This window comes from uncultured Tenacibaculum sp., assembly GCF_947502995.1.
GTDB lineage: Bacteria > Bacteroidota > Bacteroidia > Flavobacteriales > Flavobacteriaceae > Polaribacter.
Genome location: NZ_CANNBW010000006.1, coordinates 143,506 through 163,240, shown reverse-complemented (window position 1 = coordinate 163,240; position 19,735 = coordinate 143,506). Strand labels below are relative to the sequence as shown.

The 19,735-nt window shown below is 30.2% G+C and carries 15 protein-coding genes; 10 read left to right on the top strand and 5 right to left on the bottom strand.

Features of this window, described 5'->3' with window-relative positions; all coding sequences use genetic code 11:
• Positions 1-9: 9 nt before the first annotated feature.
• A complete protein-coding gene (nusB, locus tag Q1A46_RS06655; RefSeq protein WP_299675629.1) occupies positions 10-948 on the bottom strand; it encodes a transcription antitermination factor NusB in 939 nt (312 codons plus the stop codon).
• Between the two features lie 75 nt (positions 949-1,023).
• Complete coding sequence (locus Q1A46_RS06650) at positions 1,024-2,124, bottom strand: Glu/Leu/Phe/Val dehydrogenase (protein ID WP_299675626.1); 1,101 nt, start codon at positions 2,122-2,124, stop codon at positions 1,024-1,026.
• Positions 2,125-2,301: 177 nt separating this feature from the next.
• Here Q1A46_RS06650 and Q1A46_RS06645 point away from each other — a divergent pair, with 177 nt between their 5' ends.
• Both Q1A46_RS06645 and Q1A46_RS06640 read left to right on the top strand, forming a co-directional pair.
• Positions 2,302-4,056, top strand: coding sequence for an ABC transporter ATP-binding protein (locus Q1A46_RS06645; protein WP_299675623.1), 1,755 nt, complete (start codon positions 2,302-2,304; stop codon positions 4,054-4,056).
• An 80-nt stretch (positions 4,057-4,136) separates the two neighbouring features.
• The gene (locus Q1A46_RS06640) at positions 4,137-4,496 is read left to right on the top strand and encodes a PUR family DNA/RNA-binding protein (RefSeq protein WP_299675620.1); all 360 of its coding nucleotides are present in this window, start codon (positions 4,137-4,139) and stop codon (positions 4,494-4,496) included.
• 76 nt (positions 4,497-4,572) lie between these two features.
• On the opposite strand, the gene Q1A46_RS06635 is transcribed toward Q1A46_RS06640, so the two are convergent.
• From Q1A46_RS06635 to Q1A46_RS06625, 3 genes are read right to left on the bottom strand one after another with little or no spacing between them, the layout of a single operon-like run.
• Complete coding sequence (locus Q1A46_RS06635; RefSeq protein WP_299675617.1) at positions 4,573-5,628, bottom strand: isochorismate synthase; 1,056 nt, start codon at positions 5,626-5,628, stop codon at positions 4,573-4,575.
• The gene (locus Q1A46_RS06630; RefSeq protein ID WP_299675614.1) at positions 5,625-6,470 is read right to left on the bottom strand and encodes an alpha/beta fold hydrolase; all 846 of its coding nucleotides are present in this window, start codon (positions 6,468-6,470) and stop codon (positions 5,625-5,627) included. The genes Q1A46_RS06635 and Q1A46_RS06630 overlap by 4 nt, the downstream gene beginning before the upstream one ends.
• A 7-nt stretch (positions 6,471-6,477) precedes the next feature.
• Positions 6,478-6,894, bottom strand: coding sequence for a PaaI family thioesterase (locus Q1A46_RS06625; RefSeq protein WP_299675612.1), 417 nt, complete (start codon positions 6,892-6,894; stop codon positions 6,478-6,480).
• A gap of 73 nt (positions 6,895-6,967) precedes the next feature.
• Here Q1A46_RS06625 and Q1A46_RS06620 point away from each other — a divergent pair, with 73 nt between their 5' ends.
• The 8 genes from Q1A46_RS06620 (at position 6,968) to Q1A46_RS06585 (ending at position 19,694) form a co-directional block, all read left to right on the top strand.
• Positions 6,968-7,468 (top strand): hypothetical protein, encoded by a 501-nt coding sequence (locus Q1A46_RS06620; RefSeq protein WP_299675610.1) that lies wholly within the window; start codon positions 6,968-6,970, stop codon positions 7,466-7,468.
• Positions 7,469-7,589: 121 nt separating this feature from the next.
• Positions 7,590-8,486 (top strand): ATP-binding cassette domain-containing protein, encoded by an 897-nt coding sequence (locus Q1A46_RS06615; protein WP_299675608.1) that lies wholly within the window; start codon positions 7,590-7,592, stop codon positions 8,484-8,486.
• A gap of 10 nt (positions 8,487-8,496) precedes the next feature.
• Positions 8,497-9,345, top strand: coding sequence for an ABC transporter permease (locus Q1A46_RS06610; RefSeq protein WP_299675606.1), 849 nt, complete (start codon positions 8,497-8,499; stop codon positions 9,343-9,345).
• A gap of 45 nt (positions 9,346-9,390) precedes the next feature.
• Positions 9,391-12,900 carry a T9SS type B sorting domain-containing protein gene (locus Q1A46_RS06605; protein ID WP_299675603.1) on the top strand — a complete coding sequence of 1,170 codons (3,510 nt, stop codon included), beginning with the start codon at positions 9,391-9,393 and terminating at the stop codon, positions 12,898-12,900.
• Between the two features lie 100 nt (positions 12,901-13,000).
• A complete protein-coding gene (locus Q1A46_RS06600; protein WP_299675600.1) occupies positions 13,001-15,922 on the top strand; it encodes a T9SS type B sorting domain-containing protein in 2,922 nt (973 codons plus the stop codon).
• A 56-nt stretch (positions 15,923-15,978) separates the two neighbouring features.
• Complete coding sequence (uvrB, locus tag Q1A46_RS06595) at positions 15,979-17,970, top strand: excinuclease ABC subunit UvrB (RefSeq protein WP_299675597.1); 1,992 nt, start codon at positions 15,979-15,981, stop codon at positions 17,968-17,970.
• A 102-nt stretch (positions 17,971-18,072) separates the two neighbouring features.
• Positions 18,073-18,891, top strand: a complete 819-nt coding sequence (locus Q1A46_RS06590) for a hypothetical protein (protein ID WP_299675594.1) — start codon at positions 18,073-18,075, stop codon at positions 18,889-18,891.
• Complete coding sequence (locus Q1A46_RS06585; protein ID WP_299675591.1) at positions 18,861-19,694, top strand: hypothetical protein; 834 nt, start codon at positions 18,861-18,863, stop codon at positions 19,692-19,694. Before Q1A46_RS06590 ends, Q1A46_RS06585 begins: the two co-directional genes overlap by 31 nt.
• Positions 19,695-19,735: the final 41 nt, after the last annotated feature.

Below are 19,735 nucleotides of genomic sequence, written 5' to 3'. Positions count from 1 at the left end.
TTGAAATAGCTATAGCAAACCTCTACCAATTTTTACCATTTTATTACTTTCTTGGTAATCTTTAGATAGTTTATCTAAAACTCCATTAATAAAATATCCACTTTTATTGGTAGAATAGTCTTTAGCTAACTCTATATATTCATTAATTGTTACTCTACTTGGTATAGATGAGAAATGTAAAAACTCTGTAATTGCCATTTTGATTAAAATCATATCAATATCTGCAATTCTATCTGTTTCCCAGTTAGGAGTTTTCTCTTTTATATCTTCATCGTACTTATGTTGATTAAGAACCACTTTTTTAAATAAATCAGATGTAAATATTTTATCTTCTTCGTCTTTGTATAATTTTCCTAAAACGAAAGGAGAAGTAGCTTTTTGTTTATTAAGCGTTTTTACAACCCAAGTATTTACAAAAGGAATATCATCTACCCAAGAAATCATTTTATCTTCAAAATAATCAGCTAGCTTTTCATTAGGCGCGATAATCTCTTTAAAAAAAGTGATCACAAAGTTCTTTTCAGTGTTGTAAGAACTATCATCAGAAGCCATATACTCCTTATAAAAATCACTTTTATTTAATTCTTCCCAAACTATTTTAACATATTCGGCATCTAACTCCCAGTTATCTAGTTTATTTAATTCTACATAACCTTCTAAACTTACACTTTCTCTTATTTGATTTAAAAGTGTATTATCGATAAATCTTGTGTTTGGATTTAAATCTTCTTTTGTGGCTAAGATTTTCTTTTTTGAAAGCTCAATTTTTTTATGAGCCAATTTTTGTACTTCAAGAAGTAATTGGAAATTCAAAACATATAGATCAAACATTTTTTGAATACTAAATTTTAAGAACTTCTCTTCTTTAACAAGATCGGTATTGTGTGATTGTTGCATTGCATATACAGATTGCATCACCTTTAAACGAATATGTCTTCTGTTTATCATTAAATTGAGGACTTTAAAAAAGGCGATAGAATTTTTTCTATCGCCTTGCAAAAATAAAACTTTTATCGACTTACCTTAGCTATTTTGTTCTTTTTTACGTGCATCAATTCTTCCTTGTGCAATATTAAAAGCTGCTTGGTGAGTTGTGATGTTCTCTTTCTCCGCTAAATCAAAAATTTCTAGCGTAGTATTATATATGTTTTCAGTTCTTTTCAAGCTCTCTTCTTTACCATATCCAGCTACTTCAGCATAAACATTGATAATTCCTCCAGCGTTGATTAAGAAATCAGGAGCATAAGCAATCCCTTTTTCTTGTAACATCTTACCATGTTTTAATTCATTCGCTAACTGATTATTAGCTGCTCCAGCAATAACCTTAGCATTTAATTGAGCAATACTATCGTCATTTACAGTTGCTCCTAAAGCACATGGTGCATAAATATCTAAATCTAAACCATAAATATCATTTCCTAAAACAACATTTGCGTTATATTTTTTACTTAGCTCTTCTAATCTAGCTTCGTTGATATCATTTAAAATTACCTGAGCTCCCTCATCAGTAATATGCTTAACTAAAGTTTCACCTACATGACCAACTCCTTGAACTAAAACTTTCTTTCCTTCTAAATTATCTGTTCCAAACTTGTATTTAGCAGCAGCTTTCATTCCCATATAAACACCATAAGCTGTTACAGGAGAAGGATTTCCTGATCCTCCAATAGCTTCAGAAACACCAGTTACGTGTGGAGTTACTTCACGAATAACATCCATATCTCTTGTTTCCATACCTACATCTTCAGCAGTAATATATCTTCCGCTTAAAGAGTTAACAAACTCACCGAATTTACGCATTAACGCATCGTTCTTTTGAGTTTTAGCATCTCCGATAATGACAGCCTTACCACCACCTAAATTTAAACCAGTGATAGCAGACTTGTAAGTCATACCTCTTGATAAACGTAACACATCGTTTAAAGCTTCCCATTCTGTTTTATATTGCCACATTCTTGTACCTCCAAGTGCCGGACCTAAAGTTGTATTGTGTATACCAATAATTGCTTTTAAACCTGTATCTTCGTCGTTGCAAAAAACAACCTGTTCGTGACCGTCAAAAGATAACTGTCCGAAAACAGGATCATTTTTAAGGTCTTTAGTATCAATAATTTCAGACATCATAGTATATTACGTTTTACTTAAAAAGAATTTAACTATTCCTTAATATTAGGACTGCTAAAATACAGATTTCGTAATTACAAACCAAAAAAAGACCCTTAATTTGAGAATTTATTAACAAGAAAACGTTTTCTGCTAGCAAAATCGTAAAAAAACAAACAAAAAAATTCATTATTAAAATTGAAAGCCTTACAATACTTAAATAAATATTTTATAAAATATAAGTGGAGATTGTTAATTGGAATTCTTATCACAGTATTATCGAAGCTGTTAGCTCTAAAAATTCCTGAGATAATCAAAAACTCACTAAATATTGTTGAAGATTATTTGAATGGAAAAACTACAGATCTGAGTAATGTAAAACAACAACTTTTAGTAAACATTTTAATAATTATTGGAATTACTTTACTGGCTGGTTTTTTCACTTTTTTAATGCGACAAACTTTAATTGTAATGTCTCGCTTAATCGAATTTGATCTTAAAAATGAGATTTACGAACAATACCAAAAGCTTTCTGTTAATTTTTACAAGAAAAATAGAACTGGAGATTTAATGAATCGTATTTCTGAAGACGTTTCTAAAGTTAGAATGTATTTCGGACCTGCTATTATGTATTCTTTGAATATGATTGTTCTATTTACAATTGGTTTTTCTAAAATGCTAAAAACAGATGTTGAACTTACATTATACACATTAATTCCTTTTCCTGTTTTATCTGTTTCTATTTTTATATTGAGTAAACAAATCAACAAAAAAACAACTGTTGTACAAGAATACCTATCGAAATTAACCACATTTAATCAAGAATTTTTCTCAGGAATTAACGTTGTCAAGTCTTATGTTATTGAAAAATCAGTGTTAAATAATTTTGATGAATTAGCCGATAAAGCGAAAGAAAAAAATATTGAACTTTCTAAAATACAAGCCTTATTTTTTCCTTTAATGATTTTACTAATTGGTATTAGTAATATTTTAGTGTTATACATTGGAGGTAAACAATATATCGCAGGAGAAATACAAATTGGTGTTATAGCTGAATTTATACTATACGTGAATATTTTAACTTGGCCAGTTGCAGTTGTAGGTTGGGTTACATCAATTGTACAACAAGCTGAAGCTTCACAACAAAGAATTAATGAGTTTTTACAACAAGTTCCTGAAATTAGAAACTTTAATAATTCAGAGACAAATGTTCATGGAAAAATAGAATTTAAAGACGTTTCTTTAACTTATGACGACACGAATATTACCGCTTTAAATAAAATCAACTTTAATGTTAATAAAGGGGAAACCATAGCTATTATGGGTAAAACTGGAAGTGGTAAATCTTCAATTGCTAATTTAGTCTCGAGAATGTATGATACTACCGAAGGAACAATATTTATAGATGATCAACCTATAAAAGACTTAAACTTAAACGATATTCGAGATCAGATAGGTTTTGTTCCTCAAGATCCTTTCCTTTTTTCTGACACTATAGAAAACAACATCAAATTCGGTAAAAATGATGCAACTCAGGATGAAATTATAGAAGCAGCCAAAAACGCTGTAATTCATGATAATATTTCTGGTTTCACAAATGGATATCAAACTATTTTAGGAGAAAGAGGAGTTACACTTTCAGGAGGACAAAAACAACGTACATCTATTGCTAGAGCAATTATTAAAGATCCTAAAATTTTAATTTTTGATGATTGTTTATCAGCTGTAGACACTGAAACTGAGGAAAAAATCCTTAATAATTTACAGCGAATCTCTAAAGACAAAACTACTTTTATTATTAGTCACAGAGTTTCATCTGCTAAAAACGCGGATAAAATCATTGTTTTAGACGAAGGAAAAATCATAGAACAAGGAACTCATAATCAATTAATAAACCAAAAAGGCGTATATAATTCACTTTATGAGCAGCAACTTTTAGAAAAAGAAATTTAGCGTTTTGTATGCTTAAGTGAAATATTTTGTTAGATTTGTTAGTGAAAAAAACAATTAACTAGTATTTTAAGATTTGAATTATGGGCGAGAGAGTTGAACAAGAAGAGATCTTTTCACAGGTATTAAGAGCAGGAAGAAGAACGTACTTTTTTGACGTAAGAGCAACTAAAGCTGACGATTATTATTTAACGGTAACTGAAAGCAAGAAATTCACACATGATGATGGATCTTTTCATTACCAAAAGCATAAAATTTATCTTTACAAAGAAGATTTTAATGATTTTAAAGAGATGTTAAACAAAGCTACAGATTACATTGTTACTCAAAAAGGTAGCGAAGTAATTAGCGAAAGACATCAAAAGGATTTTAAAAAGAATACTGAAAGTTTTGTAGAACAAACAACAGAAAGTTTTACAGACGTTTCATTTGACGATATATAAACGATTTAGTTCAAATTCAATTTACACAATGTAAAACCACTAATTAACTTTTTAAGTTACATTGGTGGTTTTTATTTTACAGTAGTACTTTTTTCATTGCTAAAGATTTCACCTTAGTTTCCTCCCACTCTTTTTCTGGATTACTATCTTTTGTTATTCCACCTCCAATATAAAGAATTGCTTTATCCTCTTTAATTTGCATACATCTTAAATTCACATATAAGCTTGAGGATTTTTCATCATTCTTCTTAGGAATATTTAATTCACCTAGAAAACCTGTATAAAAACTTCGGTCATAATTTTCGTTCTCCAATATGAATGTCTTTGATTCTTGCATTGGAAAACCACAAACCGCTGGAGTTGGATGTAAAACTTTAATTACATTAGCTATGTCATCTTTAGCTTTACCTGAAATTTTAGTTCTTAAATGAAGTAGGTTTCCAATTTTAAAAGTCTCTAACTGCTCAACATTCAAATTAACACTTACTTCTTCTAATTTTTTTGCTATATAATCCGTTACTAATTGTTGTTCATCTAGCTCTTTTTCGCCCCAGGAAATTCCTTTTTCAGCATTATAAACTTGTGTGCCGGCTAAAGACATTGTAGAAAACTCATTTTCTTTAACATCTAATAAAGTTTCTGGAGTTGCTCCCATCCATAATCCAACTTCTGGATGAAACCATACATAACAAAAAGCTGTTGGGTAATTAGCCAATAATCGTTCATAGACAGTAACAACATCAAAATTATTTATTTCGACCAATTCTCTTCTAGATAAAACAACTTTTTTAAAATGATTATCCTTAATTGCTTCAATACCATTTTTCACCAATTCAATATGTCCGTCCTTATTACTAATAAGAGAATCATGATTATCTAAAATCTTTGTTTCTACTTCTGAAACATCAACTTTTTCTTTAAGGATTTTGGATTGTCGTAAAGGAATTAAAATAGACTGTTTAGAATTATCAAAAGGAGCAAAAACAAAACCCTCTTCATTAAAATCATTCGACAAAAACAAAGTAGCATTATTTTGAAAAAAACTTTTTACTTCTTTAGAATTTGGCTTTCTGTAAACCGCAAAAGGTAAATCATCTTTCAAAGACGATTCTATTTCTTTAAATATTTTCAATTTAAAATCTTTAAAAATTGACTTTTAATCGCATCAAAATTAGACCAAACTAATCCATGGTTAGCTTTATCTATAGTTATTAGTTGAAATTGGTCTTCTGGAAATTGATCTTCCAATAACTTTGAATTTTCATAAGGCACAATCCAATCTCCTGAACCGTGAATACTAATTATTTTATTAGGTGTATTTTCCCAATCACTTTCAAAAAGCTTTAAATCTTTCTTATGAGAAAGTTTCTCTTTAGATGCTTCTTTCCAAATTCTTGGCACCAACCAACGTGTTAATTTCCATTTATAAAAATTAACCATCCAAGGCATAGGTTCTACACTACTATGAACCGCAGGAGCTAACAAAATAATTTCTTTAACTTTTTTCTTAACTGCTAAAGCAATTGGACCTCCATATGAATACCCGACTAAAATAGTTTTGTTAAAAGGCAAATCTTTTATTACATCTTTTAGCATATTTCTTTCAAAATTAATGCTTTCTTGTACGTGGTTTTTATCATTGTAATTATATCCTATCCTATCATAAGCAACCATGTTACATTTTGCTTGTAAATCACTATTTGATATATATTTTGAAAAATCATTGATAGAACCAATCGTGCCATGAACAAAAACCATTGTTGGCAAAGAATCATTTACTACTAAAGAAAGCTTTCTATAGTTAAAACCGTTATATGTTTCATTTGTTAAAACAGGCTTTAAACGACTGTTTTGATAAGCTTCAAGAATTTTAGCATCGGATTTAGGAGCTGTAAAAGTTCTAAAAGCAAAATACAATCCTATAAAAATTAAAAGAATAATTATACCAATAATTTTAAGCACTTTCTTAAGCATTATTTTATTACTTTTTATCTAAAATAATATTTGTGAGTTTACATATAGAAATAAGATTATCTTCTTCATCAGTAATTTTAACTTCCCACAAATGTGTTGTTTTTCCCTTATGGATAGGTGAAGCTGTTGCATAAACCACACCTTCTTTTTTGCTTTTAAGATGGTTTATACTCAATTCAATACCTTTTACAACTTTATCTTTTTCTTTTAAAAAAAACAAAGAAGCAACACTTCCTACTGTTTCCGCCAAAGCCGCAGAGGCTCCTCCATGTAAAATACCAAAAGGCTGATGAACAGTAGAATTCACTGGCATTTTTGCTGTAATCGACTTTTCTCCAACAGCTGTAAACTCTATACTTAGAGTTTCCATTAGCGTGTTTTTATTGTAAGAATTAAGTCTTTGTAACGTTTCTTCTAAATTCATTTTTGATAAAAATATCAATATAAAATTATGGAGGATAAAAATACGTATTTTTGTAGTGATTAAAAATTGAATAATGTACAAAGTTCGGGTAATATTAGACGTAGAAGAAGATGTGATTAGAACATTAGTTGTAGATGAACATCAAACATTAGAAAAGCTACACATACAAATAGCAAATGCTTTTGGTTTCGATGGGAACGAAATGGCTTCTTTTTACACTAGTGATAATGGTTGGAATCAAGGAGAAGAGATACCTCTATTCAATATGTCAGAAACAGGTGTAGGCTTATCTATGACCACTTGTATTTTAAATGAAATTTTACCTCACCAAAATGATAAATTAATTTATGTCTATGATTTTCTTGAAATGTGGACATTCTATGTTGAAGTAATTGAAAAAACAGAAGAAAAAATTCCTGAAACTAAAATTATTTTAAGCGTTGGAGATGTTCCTAAAGAAGCTCCAAATAAAGTTTTTGAATCTGACAAAATCGTTGACGATTTTGATTCTGAATTTAACGACTCATTTAATGATTTTGACAATATAGATGATATTGACTTCGACAAATACTAGCTGCTAAATATCAAACCTTTAACTTAACAAGTGATTTTATTTTTTCGTTAAGCTAGCATTGTTAATAGTAACATTTTGGTATCTTGTTCGTCATATAAGAAATTAACTAAACTTTTTGCGATTGGATACTATTTTATCTATTAAGAATCTCGACAAGAAATTTGGACGAGTTCATGCAGTGAAAAACCTTTCTTTTGATATAGAAAAAGGAAATGTATACGGAATATTAGGACCAAATGGTAGTGGTAAATCAACTACTTTAGGAATCATATTAAATGTTGTCAATAAAACTTCAGGTGAATTTACTTGGTTCAATGGAGCCATGTCTACTCACGAAGCATTAAAAAAAGTAGGAGCTATAATTGAACGCCCAAACTTTTATCCTTACATGACAGCAGTTCAAAACTTAGAACTTATTTGTAAAATTAAAGGAGTTTCTAAAGAAAATGTAAATGACAAATTAAAAGTTGTTAACTTGTTTGAACGCAGACACAGTAAATTCAAGACCTATTCTTTAGGAATGAAACAACGACTTGCTATTGCTTCTGCATTACTGAATGATCCTGAAATTTTAATTTTAGATGAACCTACAAACGGGCTAGATCCTCAAGGTATTCATGAGATTAGACAAATCATAAAAAAAATTGCTAAAAACGGAACTACAATATTACTCGCTTCGCATTTATTAGACGAAGTAGAAAAAGTTTGTTCTCATGTAGTTGTCATTAGAAAAGGAGAAAAACTATATAGTGGACGTGTAGAAAACATGGTTGCTTCTAATGGAATTATAGAAGTTAAAACCGATGGTGATCAAGAAGCTTTAGTTAATGCTCTAAAGAATTATTATGATATCGCTACTGTTAATATTGAAGATAATTTAATAATCGCTCGATTAGAAAATGAAACTTCAGCTACCGACATTAACCGATATTTGTTTGACAAGGGAATAGTTGTTTCTCACTTAGTAAAACGCAAACCAAGCTTAGAAGAACAATTCCTTAACCTTACTAATTACTAAAAAAATCACTATGTTACGTCTTTTACAAATAGAATTTCACAAACTGATGCACAATCGTGCAAGTAAAGTTTTATCCTTAATATATTTCGGATTATTAACATCCATAGCATTAATAGCCGCGATCAAGTTTGATATTGGTCCAGTAAAATTTCATTTAGCAGATCAAGGAATTTTTAACTTCCCTTACATATGGCATTTCAACACTTATGTCGCTGCTATTTTAAAGTTTTTCTTATTATTGGTTATAGTTTCTATGATGGCTAATGAATATAGCTACAAAACACTAAAACAAAACCTTATAGATGGATTAAGTAAAAAAGAATTTATATTATCAAAATTTTACACTGTAATTGCTTTTGCTTTAATTTCTACTGTATTCGTTTTTATAGTTTCATTAGTTTTAGGTTTAATTTATTCTGATTTTAACGAGATCAGCATTATTCTTTCTGATTTAGAGTATTTATTAGCTTTCTTCGTAAAATTAGTAGGATTCTTTTCTTTTGGATTATTCTTAGGTATTTTAATTAAACGATCTGCTTTTGCTGTAGCTGGAATGATTGTTTGGCTGGTTGCTGAGAGTTTATTTAAGGGGTATTTATTATGGAGTTTCAGGGATATGAAACAACAAGCTTTTGCTCACGCTAATGATATTATGCAATTTTTCCCGTTAGAAGCAATGTCTAACTTAATACGAGAGCCTATTACAAGACTAAGTGCTGTAAAATCAGTAGCACGTCAAATAGGTGAAGATATAGCAGTTGATCATTCAGTACATTACACAGATATTATTATTGTTTTGATATGGACAGCTGTATTTATATATCTTTCTTACGCCTTGTTAAAAAAGCGTGATTTATAGGGAGTTTTCCTTATTTTTGATCTTCTTAAATCGGGACGTTCAAAAATGAAAAAAGCTTTACTATTATTAACAATCATCTCAAGTATTCATTTATTCGCTCAAAAAGAAGCCAACATATGGTACTTTGGAAGAAATGCTGGTATAGATTTTAACACCTCTCCTCCTACTGCTTTAACAGACGGACAAGTAAATACACTTGAGGGGTGTTCTACATTTTCTGACACTAATGGAAATTTACTTTTTTATTCTGACGGAATTACTGTTTGGGATAAAAATCATAATATCATGAAATATTCTGATGGTCGATTAGCTGTTGACTTACTTGGAAACCCTTCTAGTAGTCAATCTGGTATGATCATACCAAAACCAAAATCTTCAACTATTTATTATTTATTTACAGTTGATGATGGACCTAGCGGACCTTCTTCTCCTGGAAATGGTTTAAACCTTTACACGATAGATATTTCTAAAAATGGTGGTCTTGGTGAAGTAATTAGTGGACCGGTAGCTTTATCTGGAGGGTTAGCAGATGTTTGGTCCGAAAAAGTTGCTGCAGTTAGAGGAACTGAATGTGATACTTTTTGGGTTGTTTCTGCTGTTAATAATACTTTTTATGCTTTTAAGGTTGATGATACAGGTGTAAATACAACCCCAATACTCTCTACTGTTCGTAGAAATATTACAAGAAGAGGGTGTTTAAAATTATCTCCTGACGGAACTAAACTTGCTATTGCAAACCAATTAGGAACAGCTAATTTATATAATTTTAATGCTACAAATGGTACTATTGACCCTAGTTCTGAAGTTGTTTTAACAGCTCGAACAGACGGTGATTCTTATGGAGTTGAATTTTCTGTAGACTCGAGAAAACTATATATTTCAACAGTTGCTGGTTTTAGATTAGATTTAAACGATCCTCCAACAACTTATAGATTATTTCAGTTTGACTTAAACAGCACAAACATTCCTGTTTCTAAAAGTTTAATTCATCAAGAGATCGGTTTTAGAGGTGGTTTACAACTTGGACCTGACAGTAGAATATATGTAACTATTCCATTAGCTTTTGATGATCCTAGAGGTGACGACCCTAATTTAGATGTTATTGAAAACCCTACAGCAAACGCTAGAGATATTATTTTTACAAAAGACGCTATAGATTTAGGCGGAAAATTATCTACTCAAGGATTTCCTCCTTTCATTTCTTCTCTTTTATTACCTATTGAAATTATTGATTTAACATCTGGTGATGTAATCAATAATCAAGATCGCCAATATTGTATTGGTGATTCTATAGAAATAGATTCTGGAAGTGTAACCGGTACAGGAATAACTTATGAATGGACATTTGATAATGGAACTACTGTAAGTACGATTTCTAATCAACCTAAATTATCATTGAATAATATTGACACAAACAATAATGGTATATATACCTTAACTGTTAACCTAACTAACGATTGTGGAGAAGTAACAAAACTTGAAGGAACATTCACTATTGAAGCTTTTGCTCCTGCAACAGCTAGTCCAATTGCAGACATTAATTTTTGTGACATCGATGGAGATGGGTTTAATTCTTTTGATTTCGATACCGACATTTCTCCTATTGCTTTAGGAACTTTAAGTAACACTCAATTTGAAGTTTTCTATTATTTAGATAGAATTGATGCAGAGAATAATAACACTGCCAGTGCAATTACTTCTCCATACACCAATAGAACTGCTTTTAGTTCAGAAGACATCTATGTTAGAGTTCATAATAAAGATGCTGTAAATGCTTGTTTTGACATTACTCAGTTCAAACTTTCCGTTACATCCTTACCTACTCCAACTCAACCTGCAGATTATGAAGCTTGTGATGATATTGTAAATGGTGGTGATACTGATGGGTTTTTCAATAATTTTATACTTTCTTCTAAAGACAATGAAATTCTTGGAAGTCTTTCTTCAACACAATATAATGTAAGTTATCATACTACTCTTACTGGAGCTCAAACTGACAACTCTACTGACAGTATTAATAAAAACTCAGCTTACAGAAATACCATAACTAATGAACAAACTATTTACGTTAGAGTAGAAAACAGAGCTAATACGAATTGTTTTACTGTTTCGGAACCTGGAACAAGTTTTCTTCCTTTTAAACTTGTTGTTAATCCTCTACCTGTTATAGTAAATCCTAATGTGCTGATTGAACAATGTGAAAATGACGGTGACCTTGCCGCAACTATTAATTTAACTCAAGCACAAATAAATATTTCTAACAATCACACTAACGAAACTTTTAAATATTATCCTTCTCAAGCTGATGCTATTGCTGATTCTGCTGAAATCTCTGACCCTGTTAATTTTTCTGCTAACAATGGTGATACAGTTTGGGTAAGAACTATATCTGATAAAAATTGTTATAGAATTTCTCAACTTGATATTTCTATCAACTTTGCTGCAGATATTCTTTATGATAGAGAATTTACTTCATGTGATGATTTTCTGGATGCAGACGGAAATAACACTTTAAATAATGACGACACTGATGGTATTACTGCTTTTGATATGTCTGCTGCTGAAACTGAAGTTAAAAACCTTTTTGCTCCTGCAATTAGAAACGATCTAAATATTTTATTTTTTGAAACTGAAACTGATAGAGATGCAGTAACAAATCAAATCGCTGATATTAGTAATTATAGAAACACTAATATTCCTGCAAATACACAGCAAACCATTTTCATTAAAATTGTCAATAAAAACAATAATAACTGTACAGGATTAAGTAAACTCTTTATTAGAACGCTACCACTTCCTAATTTTGATGTGACATCTCCTCAAATTTTATGTTTGAATAACCTTTCGAGTATTGAAGCTGAAAATCCTGATGGAAATTATAATTACGAATGGACTAGAAATGGTGACCCAACCATAATAGGTAATAATCAAACACTTAATTTAACCCAAGGAGGAGCGTATGAAGTTACTGCAATTAACACAACAACTTTATGCAGAAGATCTAAAACCATTATTATTAATGAATCTATTATAGCTTCTGTAAATCAAAATGATGTTACTATTGTTGATGATTCTGAAAACAATACAATTTCTATTAATAACTCTGGAACTAACTTAGGTATTGGTGAATATGAATTTGCTTTACAAGATGAAAACAATCAAATTGTTGTTGATTTTCAAGATTCACCTAGATTTGAAAACTTACAAGGAGGTGTTTACACTCTCCTAATTCGAGATAAAAATAATTGTGGTATAGCTCAATTAGATGTTTCTGTTTTAGAATTTCCAGACTTTTTTACTCCAAACAATGATGGAATAAACGATTTATGGAATGTAAAAGGAATCAGTTCTTTCTTCTACCCAAAAAGTAGCATCAATATTTTTGATCGATTCGGAAAACTAATTACTTCATTACAAATTGACGGAGAAGGTTGGAACGGCTTATACAATGGTAGAAATTTACCTTCTAACGATTATTGGTTCAATATAGAACTTACTGATAGAAACGGAAAAACTTTTACCAGAAGAGGACATTTTTCGTTACTAAGAAAATAAATATAGTTTCTAAAAAAGGTAGGAATTCAATAACTTTAAATGTTATATTTAGAGAGTTATAAACTAACTTTCAATTGAATAATCCCACTTTTATGAAACTATGGTAAGAAAATTACTTTACATCTGTTTTCTATTTTCTACTTTATTTGGGTCTTATGCCCAAGACGGAGCTTCTTCATGTGATGCCTCAGAACCTATGTGTTCTGATAGTAGCGGAGTTAAAATTTTCTCTAATGTTACAGGAGTTCCTAATAGTGGAACTTTTGGTTGTTTATCTGAAACTCCAAATCCTGCTTGGTTTTTTATTAGAGTAGAACAAACAGGAGATTTAAATTTTCAGATTATTCAAGCTGCAGATTTTGATGCTTCGGGTAACCCAACTGGAAGAACAATTGACGTTGATTTTATAGCTTGGGGACCTTTTGCTACTCCAGATAGTAATTGCGCAAATTTAGCACAAACATGTACAGACGCTTCTGGCACACCAACTGCTTGTCCAAGTAATACTGGTTCTCCAAATTATTACACTGGTAACTTAGACAACACTAACATAGTAGACTGTAGTTTTGATCCATCTCCAATAGAAAGTTTCACCATAAATAATGCACAAGCTGGTCAATTTTACATATTACTTATTACAAATTTTGATGGCTCATCTGGTAAAATAAAATTAGAACAAAGTAATTTTGGTATGACCGGAGCTGGAGCAACAGATTGTTCTATTGTTACAGGAGAATTAGGACCTGATCAAACTGTTTGTGACGGAACTCCAATCACATTAGACGGAACTCCAACTAGAGGTATTGCCACTGCTTTTGAATGGCAAATTGATACTGGATCTGGATTCACTACAATTCCAGGAGAAACTAACGCTACTTTAACAATTAACGACAACAGATCTGGAATTTACAAAGTTATTATTACTGATGATGTAGGTGGTACTGCCGAAGATGAAGTTGAAATTACATATTTGCCCGTACCTATTGCTAATCCCGCCACCAACGTAAACTTTTGTGACATAGATAGTGATGGTTTTAATAGTTTTGATTTACAAAATGATATTACTCCTCAAATTTTAGGAACTCAATCTGCTAGTCAATTTGAAGTGATTTATTTTTTAAGTCAAGCTGATGCTGACGCTAACAATACAGCTAACGCATTACCTAATCCTTACACAAACCCTACTCCAAATAGTAATCAAACAATTTTTGTTCGCATACACAATAACGGAAATCCAGACGCTTGTTTTGACACAACTTCTTTTGAATTAAATGTAAATTCTTTACCTACTCCAACTCAACCTGCAGATTATGAAACTTGTGATGATATTGTAAATGGTGGTGATACTGATGGGTTTTTCAATAATTTTATACTTTCTTCTAAAGACAATGAAATTCTTGGAAGTCTTTCTTCAACACAATATAATGTAAGTTATCATACTACTCTTACTGGAGCTCAAACTGACAACTCTACTGACAGTATTAATAAAAACTCAGCTTACAGAAATACCATAACTAATGAACAAACTATTTACGTTAGAGTAGAAAACAGAGCTAATACGAATTGTTTTACTGTTTCGGAACCTGGAACAAGTTTTCTTCCTTTTAAACTTGTTGTTAATCCTCTACCTGTTATAGTAAATCCTAATGTGCTGATTGAACAATGTGAAAATGACGGTGACCTTGCTGCAACTATTAATTTAACTCAAGCACAAATAAATATTTCTAACAATCACACTAACGAAACTTTTAAATATTATCCTTCTCAAGCTGATGCTATTGCTGATTCTGCTGAAATCTCTGACCCTGTTAATTTTTCTGCTAACAATGGAGATACGGTTTGGGTAAGAACTATATCTGATAAAAATTGTTATAGAATTTCTCAACTTGATATTTCTATCAACTTTGCTGCAGATATTCTTTATGATAGAGAATTTACTTCATGTGATGATTTTCTGGATGCAGACGGAAATAACACTTTAAATAATGACGACACTGATGGTATTACTGCTTTTGATATGTCTGCTGCTGAAACTGAAGTTAAAAACCTTTTTGCTCCTGCAATTAGAAATGATCTAAATGTTTTATTTTTTGAAACTGAAACTGATAGAGATGCAGTAACAAATCAAATCGCTGATATTAGTAATTATAGAAACACTAATATTCCTGCAAATACACAGCAAACCATTTTCATTAAAATTGTCAATAAAAACAATAATAACTGTACAGGATTAAGTAAACTCTTTATTAGAACACTACCGCTTCCGAATTTTGATGTGACATCTCCTCAAATTTTATGTTTGAACAATCTTTCGAGTATTGAAGCTGAAAATCCTGATGGAAATTACAATTACGAATGGACTAGAAATGGTGATCCAACCATAATAGGTAATAATCAAACACTTAGTTTAACACAAGGAGGAGCGTATAAAGTTACTGCAATTAACACAACAACTTTATGCAGAAGATCTAAAACCATTATTATTAATGAATCTATTATAGCTTCTGTAAATCAAAATGATGTTACTATTGTTGATGATTCTGAAAACAATACAATTTCTATTAATAACTCTGGAACTAACTTAGGTATTGGTGAATATGAATTTGCTTTACAAGATGAAAACAATCAAATTGTTGTTGATTTTCAAGATTCACCTAGATTTGAAAACTTACAAGGAGGTGTTTACACTCTCCTAATTCGAGATAAAAATAATTGTGGTATAGCTCAATTAGATGTTTCTGTTTTAGAATTTCCAGACTTTTTTACTCCAAACAATGATGGAATAAACGATCTATGGAATGTAAAAGGAATCAGTTCTTTCTTCTACCCCAAAAGTAGCATCAATATTTTTGATCGATTCGGAAAACTAATCACTTCATTACAAATTGACGGAGAAGGTTGGAACGGTTTATACAATGGAAGAAATTTACCTTCTAACGATTATTGGTTCAACATAGAACTTACAGATAGAAACGGAAAAACTTTTACCAGAAGAGGACATTTTTCGTTACTAAGAAAATAATAGAATCAACATGAATAAGCATAGATTTTCCCCCAAACTATGCTTATTTTTGTTGTATGGATTTCAAACTAGTTTCAGAATTTCAACCAACTGGAGATCAACCACAAGCTATAAAACAATTAGCTGATGGAATTAACGCAGACGAAAAATATCAAACTTTATTAGGTGTAACAGGATCAGGAAAAACATTTAGTGTTGCTAATGTTATTGCAACAGTAAATCGTCCGACCTTAGTTTTAGCTCATAATAAAACTTTAGCAGCACAATTATATTCAGAATTTAAACAATTCTTTCCGAATAATGCTGTTGAGTATTTTGTTTCGTATTATGACTATTACCAACCAGAAGCGTATATTCCTGTTACTGGAACTTATATAGAAAAAGATCTTTCCATAAACGATGAAATTGAACGTTTAAGAATTAGCACTTCCTCTTCTCTTTTATCTGGTAGAAGAGATGTCATTGTAATCGCTTCAGTTTCTTGTTTGTATGGTATTGGAAATCCAATTGAATTTAAAAAGAATGTGATTGAGATTGAAGTCGGACAACAAATTTCAAGAACAAAATTCTTACATCAATTAGTTACTAGTTTATATGCGCGTTCTGAAGTAGAAATTAAAAGCGGGACATTTAAAGTAAAGGGAGATGTGGTTACAATTTACCCTTCTTACGGAGACAACGGATATCGTGTTCATTTCTTTGGTGATGAAATTGAAGAAATAGAAGCTTTTGATATTGAAAATAATCAAATTGTAGAAGAATTTGAACATTTAAATATATATCCAGCAAACTTATTTGTAACATCTCCAGATGTTTTACAAAACGCTATTCATCAAATTCAAGATGATTTAGTAAAACAATGCGATTACTTCTCTGAAATAGGAAAACATTTAGAATCTAAACGTTTAAAGGAACGAACAGAATTCGATTTAGAAATGATTCGTGAACTTGGATACTGTTCTGGAATTGAGAACTACTCAAGATATTTAGATGGTAGAGAAGCTGGAACACGTCCGTTCTGTTTGCTAGATTATTTTCCAGATGATTATATAATGGTTATTGATGAGAGTCACGTAACAGTTCCGCAAGTTCATGCTATGTATGGTGGAGATAGAAGTCGTAAAGAGAACTTGGTAGAATACGGATTTAGACTTCCTGCAGCAATGGATAACCGCCCTCTAAAATTTGAAGAGTTTGAAGCGTTACAAAATCAAGTCATTTATGTTTCTGCTACTCCTGCAGATTATGAGTTACAGAAAACAGAAGGTTTATTTGTAGAACAAGTTATTCGTCCAACTGGTTTATTAGATCCAGAAATTGAAGTTCGCCCGAGTTTAAATCAGATTGATGATTTAATTGAAGAAATTCAAATTCGTGTTGAGAAAGATGAACGAACTTTAGTAACTACTCTTACGAAAAGAATGGCTGAAGAGCTGGCTAAATATTTAACTAGAATTCAAATACGTTGTCGTTACATTCATTCTGATGTAGATACTCTTGAACGTGTTGAAATTATGCAAGATTTACGTAAAGGTTTATTTGATGTTTTAATTGGAGTAAACTTACTAAGAGAAGGTTTAGATTTACCTGAAGTTTCTTTAGTTGCCATTTTAGATGCTGATAAAGAAGGCTTTTTACGCTCGCACAGATCTTTAACACAAACTGTTGGTAGAGCTGCACGTAATGTAAATGGTAAAGCAATTATGTATGCTGATAAAATTACTAATAGCATGCAACAAACTATTGATGAGACTAACAGGAGAAGAGAAAAACAGGTAAACTACAATACTAAATTTGGTATTACTCCTAAACAAATTAACAAAAAGATAGACAATACTTTATCTAAAAGCACAACCACTTCTTATCAATATGAATCGGCTACACAAAAAGCCGCAGAACAAGATTTAGAATACCTACCAAAACCAGAATTAGAAAAAAGAATTAGAGAAAAACGTAAACAAATGGAAACTGCTGCAAAAGCACTTGACTTTATTGAAGCTGCAAAGTTACGTGATGAAATAAAAGTTTTAAAAGAACATTTAACTTAACTATTTTCGTATTTCATATTTCTAAAATTGTTTGAATAATCAATTGGGTAACATTTTCCAATTAAAGTAACTCTTAACAAAATTTAAACTGATAAAATCAAAATGAAACAAATTATTATTGTTTCTTTATTTGCATTTATTTCTATAAATGCACAAAGAACAACTCACCAAAAAAAATATCGCTATTATAATGCTGACTTTAAAGAAATATCATTTTTAAACTTCAAACAAAACGAAGACTCAGAATTGTTTAAAACTGTAAATTACGAAAACGATTCTTCATTTATACGAAAATTAATGTATAAGGAAGTTTTTGGTAAATTAGATAAAAGAAGACATCATCAGCTTAAAAAATTATATAGTTTACGCTATAAAATAGACACTACTAAAGCTTGGTTTATTCATTATGTCGATTCAATTCCTAATAAAGAAAAAATGCCGGCTCAATCGGGTATAGCTTACTATAACAAACAAAAAGAAGTCATTGGCTTTGTTCCTTATGGTTCTGACTCTAAAACTCCTAAAAAAGATTACAGTAAAGCTGCTTATCATGCTCATTTGAGTAGTTATAACGATTATGTTCACCACATAGAAAAAGAGATCAGTTCTTTTGGAAAAGAAAAAACGTCAGAATTAATTCACTTTTACAATAAGAATCATGGTTTTCCTAAAAATGTGCTATATAATCTTAGTTATTTTAAAGATGATAATTTAATTTTAAAAAAATCTTTTAGAGAAGCTGTAAGAAATTATGAAGTTATAGTTATTCATCCTGATGGACAATTTTACCTTTCTTTCTTTGGAAATAGAAATTATATATCTTTTAGCGGAAGAAAAAATATCACTAAAAAATTATTGAAGAAAAGTTTTTTCAATAGAAAAAGAAAACAATGGAAACAAAAAGTAAAACAATTACAATAATAACATATAAAATAACAATCATTTTCTTTCTTTTTGTAAGTATTGCATCAAAAGGCCAAACATATTCTACTGATAAAAAAGTGTATTTATTAGATCATGAGCTTAATGAAATATCTGAAGAAAAATTTACGAATAGAATTAATAGTGATCTTTTTAGTTATGTTAAACTAGAAAACGATACAGTCATTTTAAAAAAACTTTTTCTTAATGAAATATTTGGCAAACTCGACAAGAAAAAACACCAACAAATAAAGAAATTATTTGCACTTAGAAATAAAATTGACAGTACTAAAACTTGGTCTATCAATTACAAGGATACAATTCCTAATAAAAATGATATGCCAGAACAATCGGCATATATTTATCTCGATTCTTTAAATAATAAAATAGGCTATTTACCTTATAATTCAAAAAAGAAAAAACTAAAAGAATTCGAGAGAAAAGCTTTCAAAGTTAAGAGAGTAATAGGGTATAAAAACTATTTAGAAGAAATTGGAGGTAACCGAAAAAAATCCAAGAAAAATAAGAAAGTAGTTTTTTTTAGTATATACGATATCAATAAAGGATTTCCTTATCAAGATTTAGAAATTAGAAACTACTTTAACGATCCTAATAAAATTATTAAAAAAACTTTCAAGAATACATTTAAAAATCCTTCCAGTATTATAATTTTTCCTGATGGACATTACCTTATTAAATACACAGAGACTTATTGGAGAAATCAAAAGAAATTAAAGAATAATAAAAGTTATTTTATAAAAAATAAAATTGAATGGGATAAAAAAATTAAGAACTTAAGATAAACAACAAAGCCTCACTATGTGAGGCTTTTCTGACTTAAAAT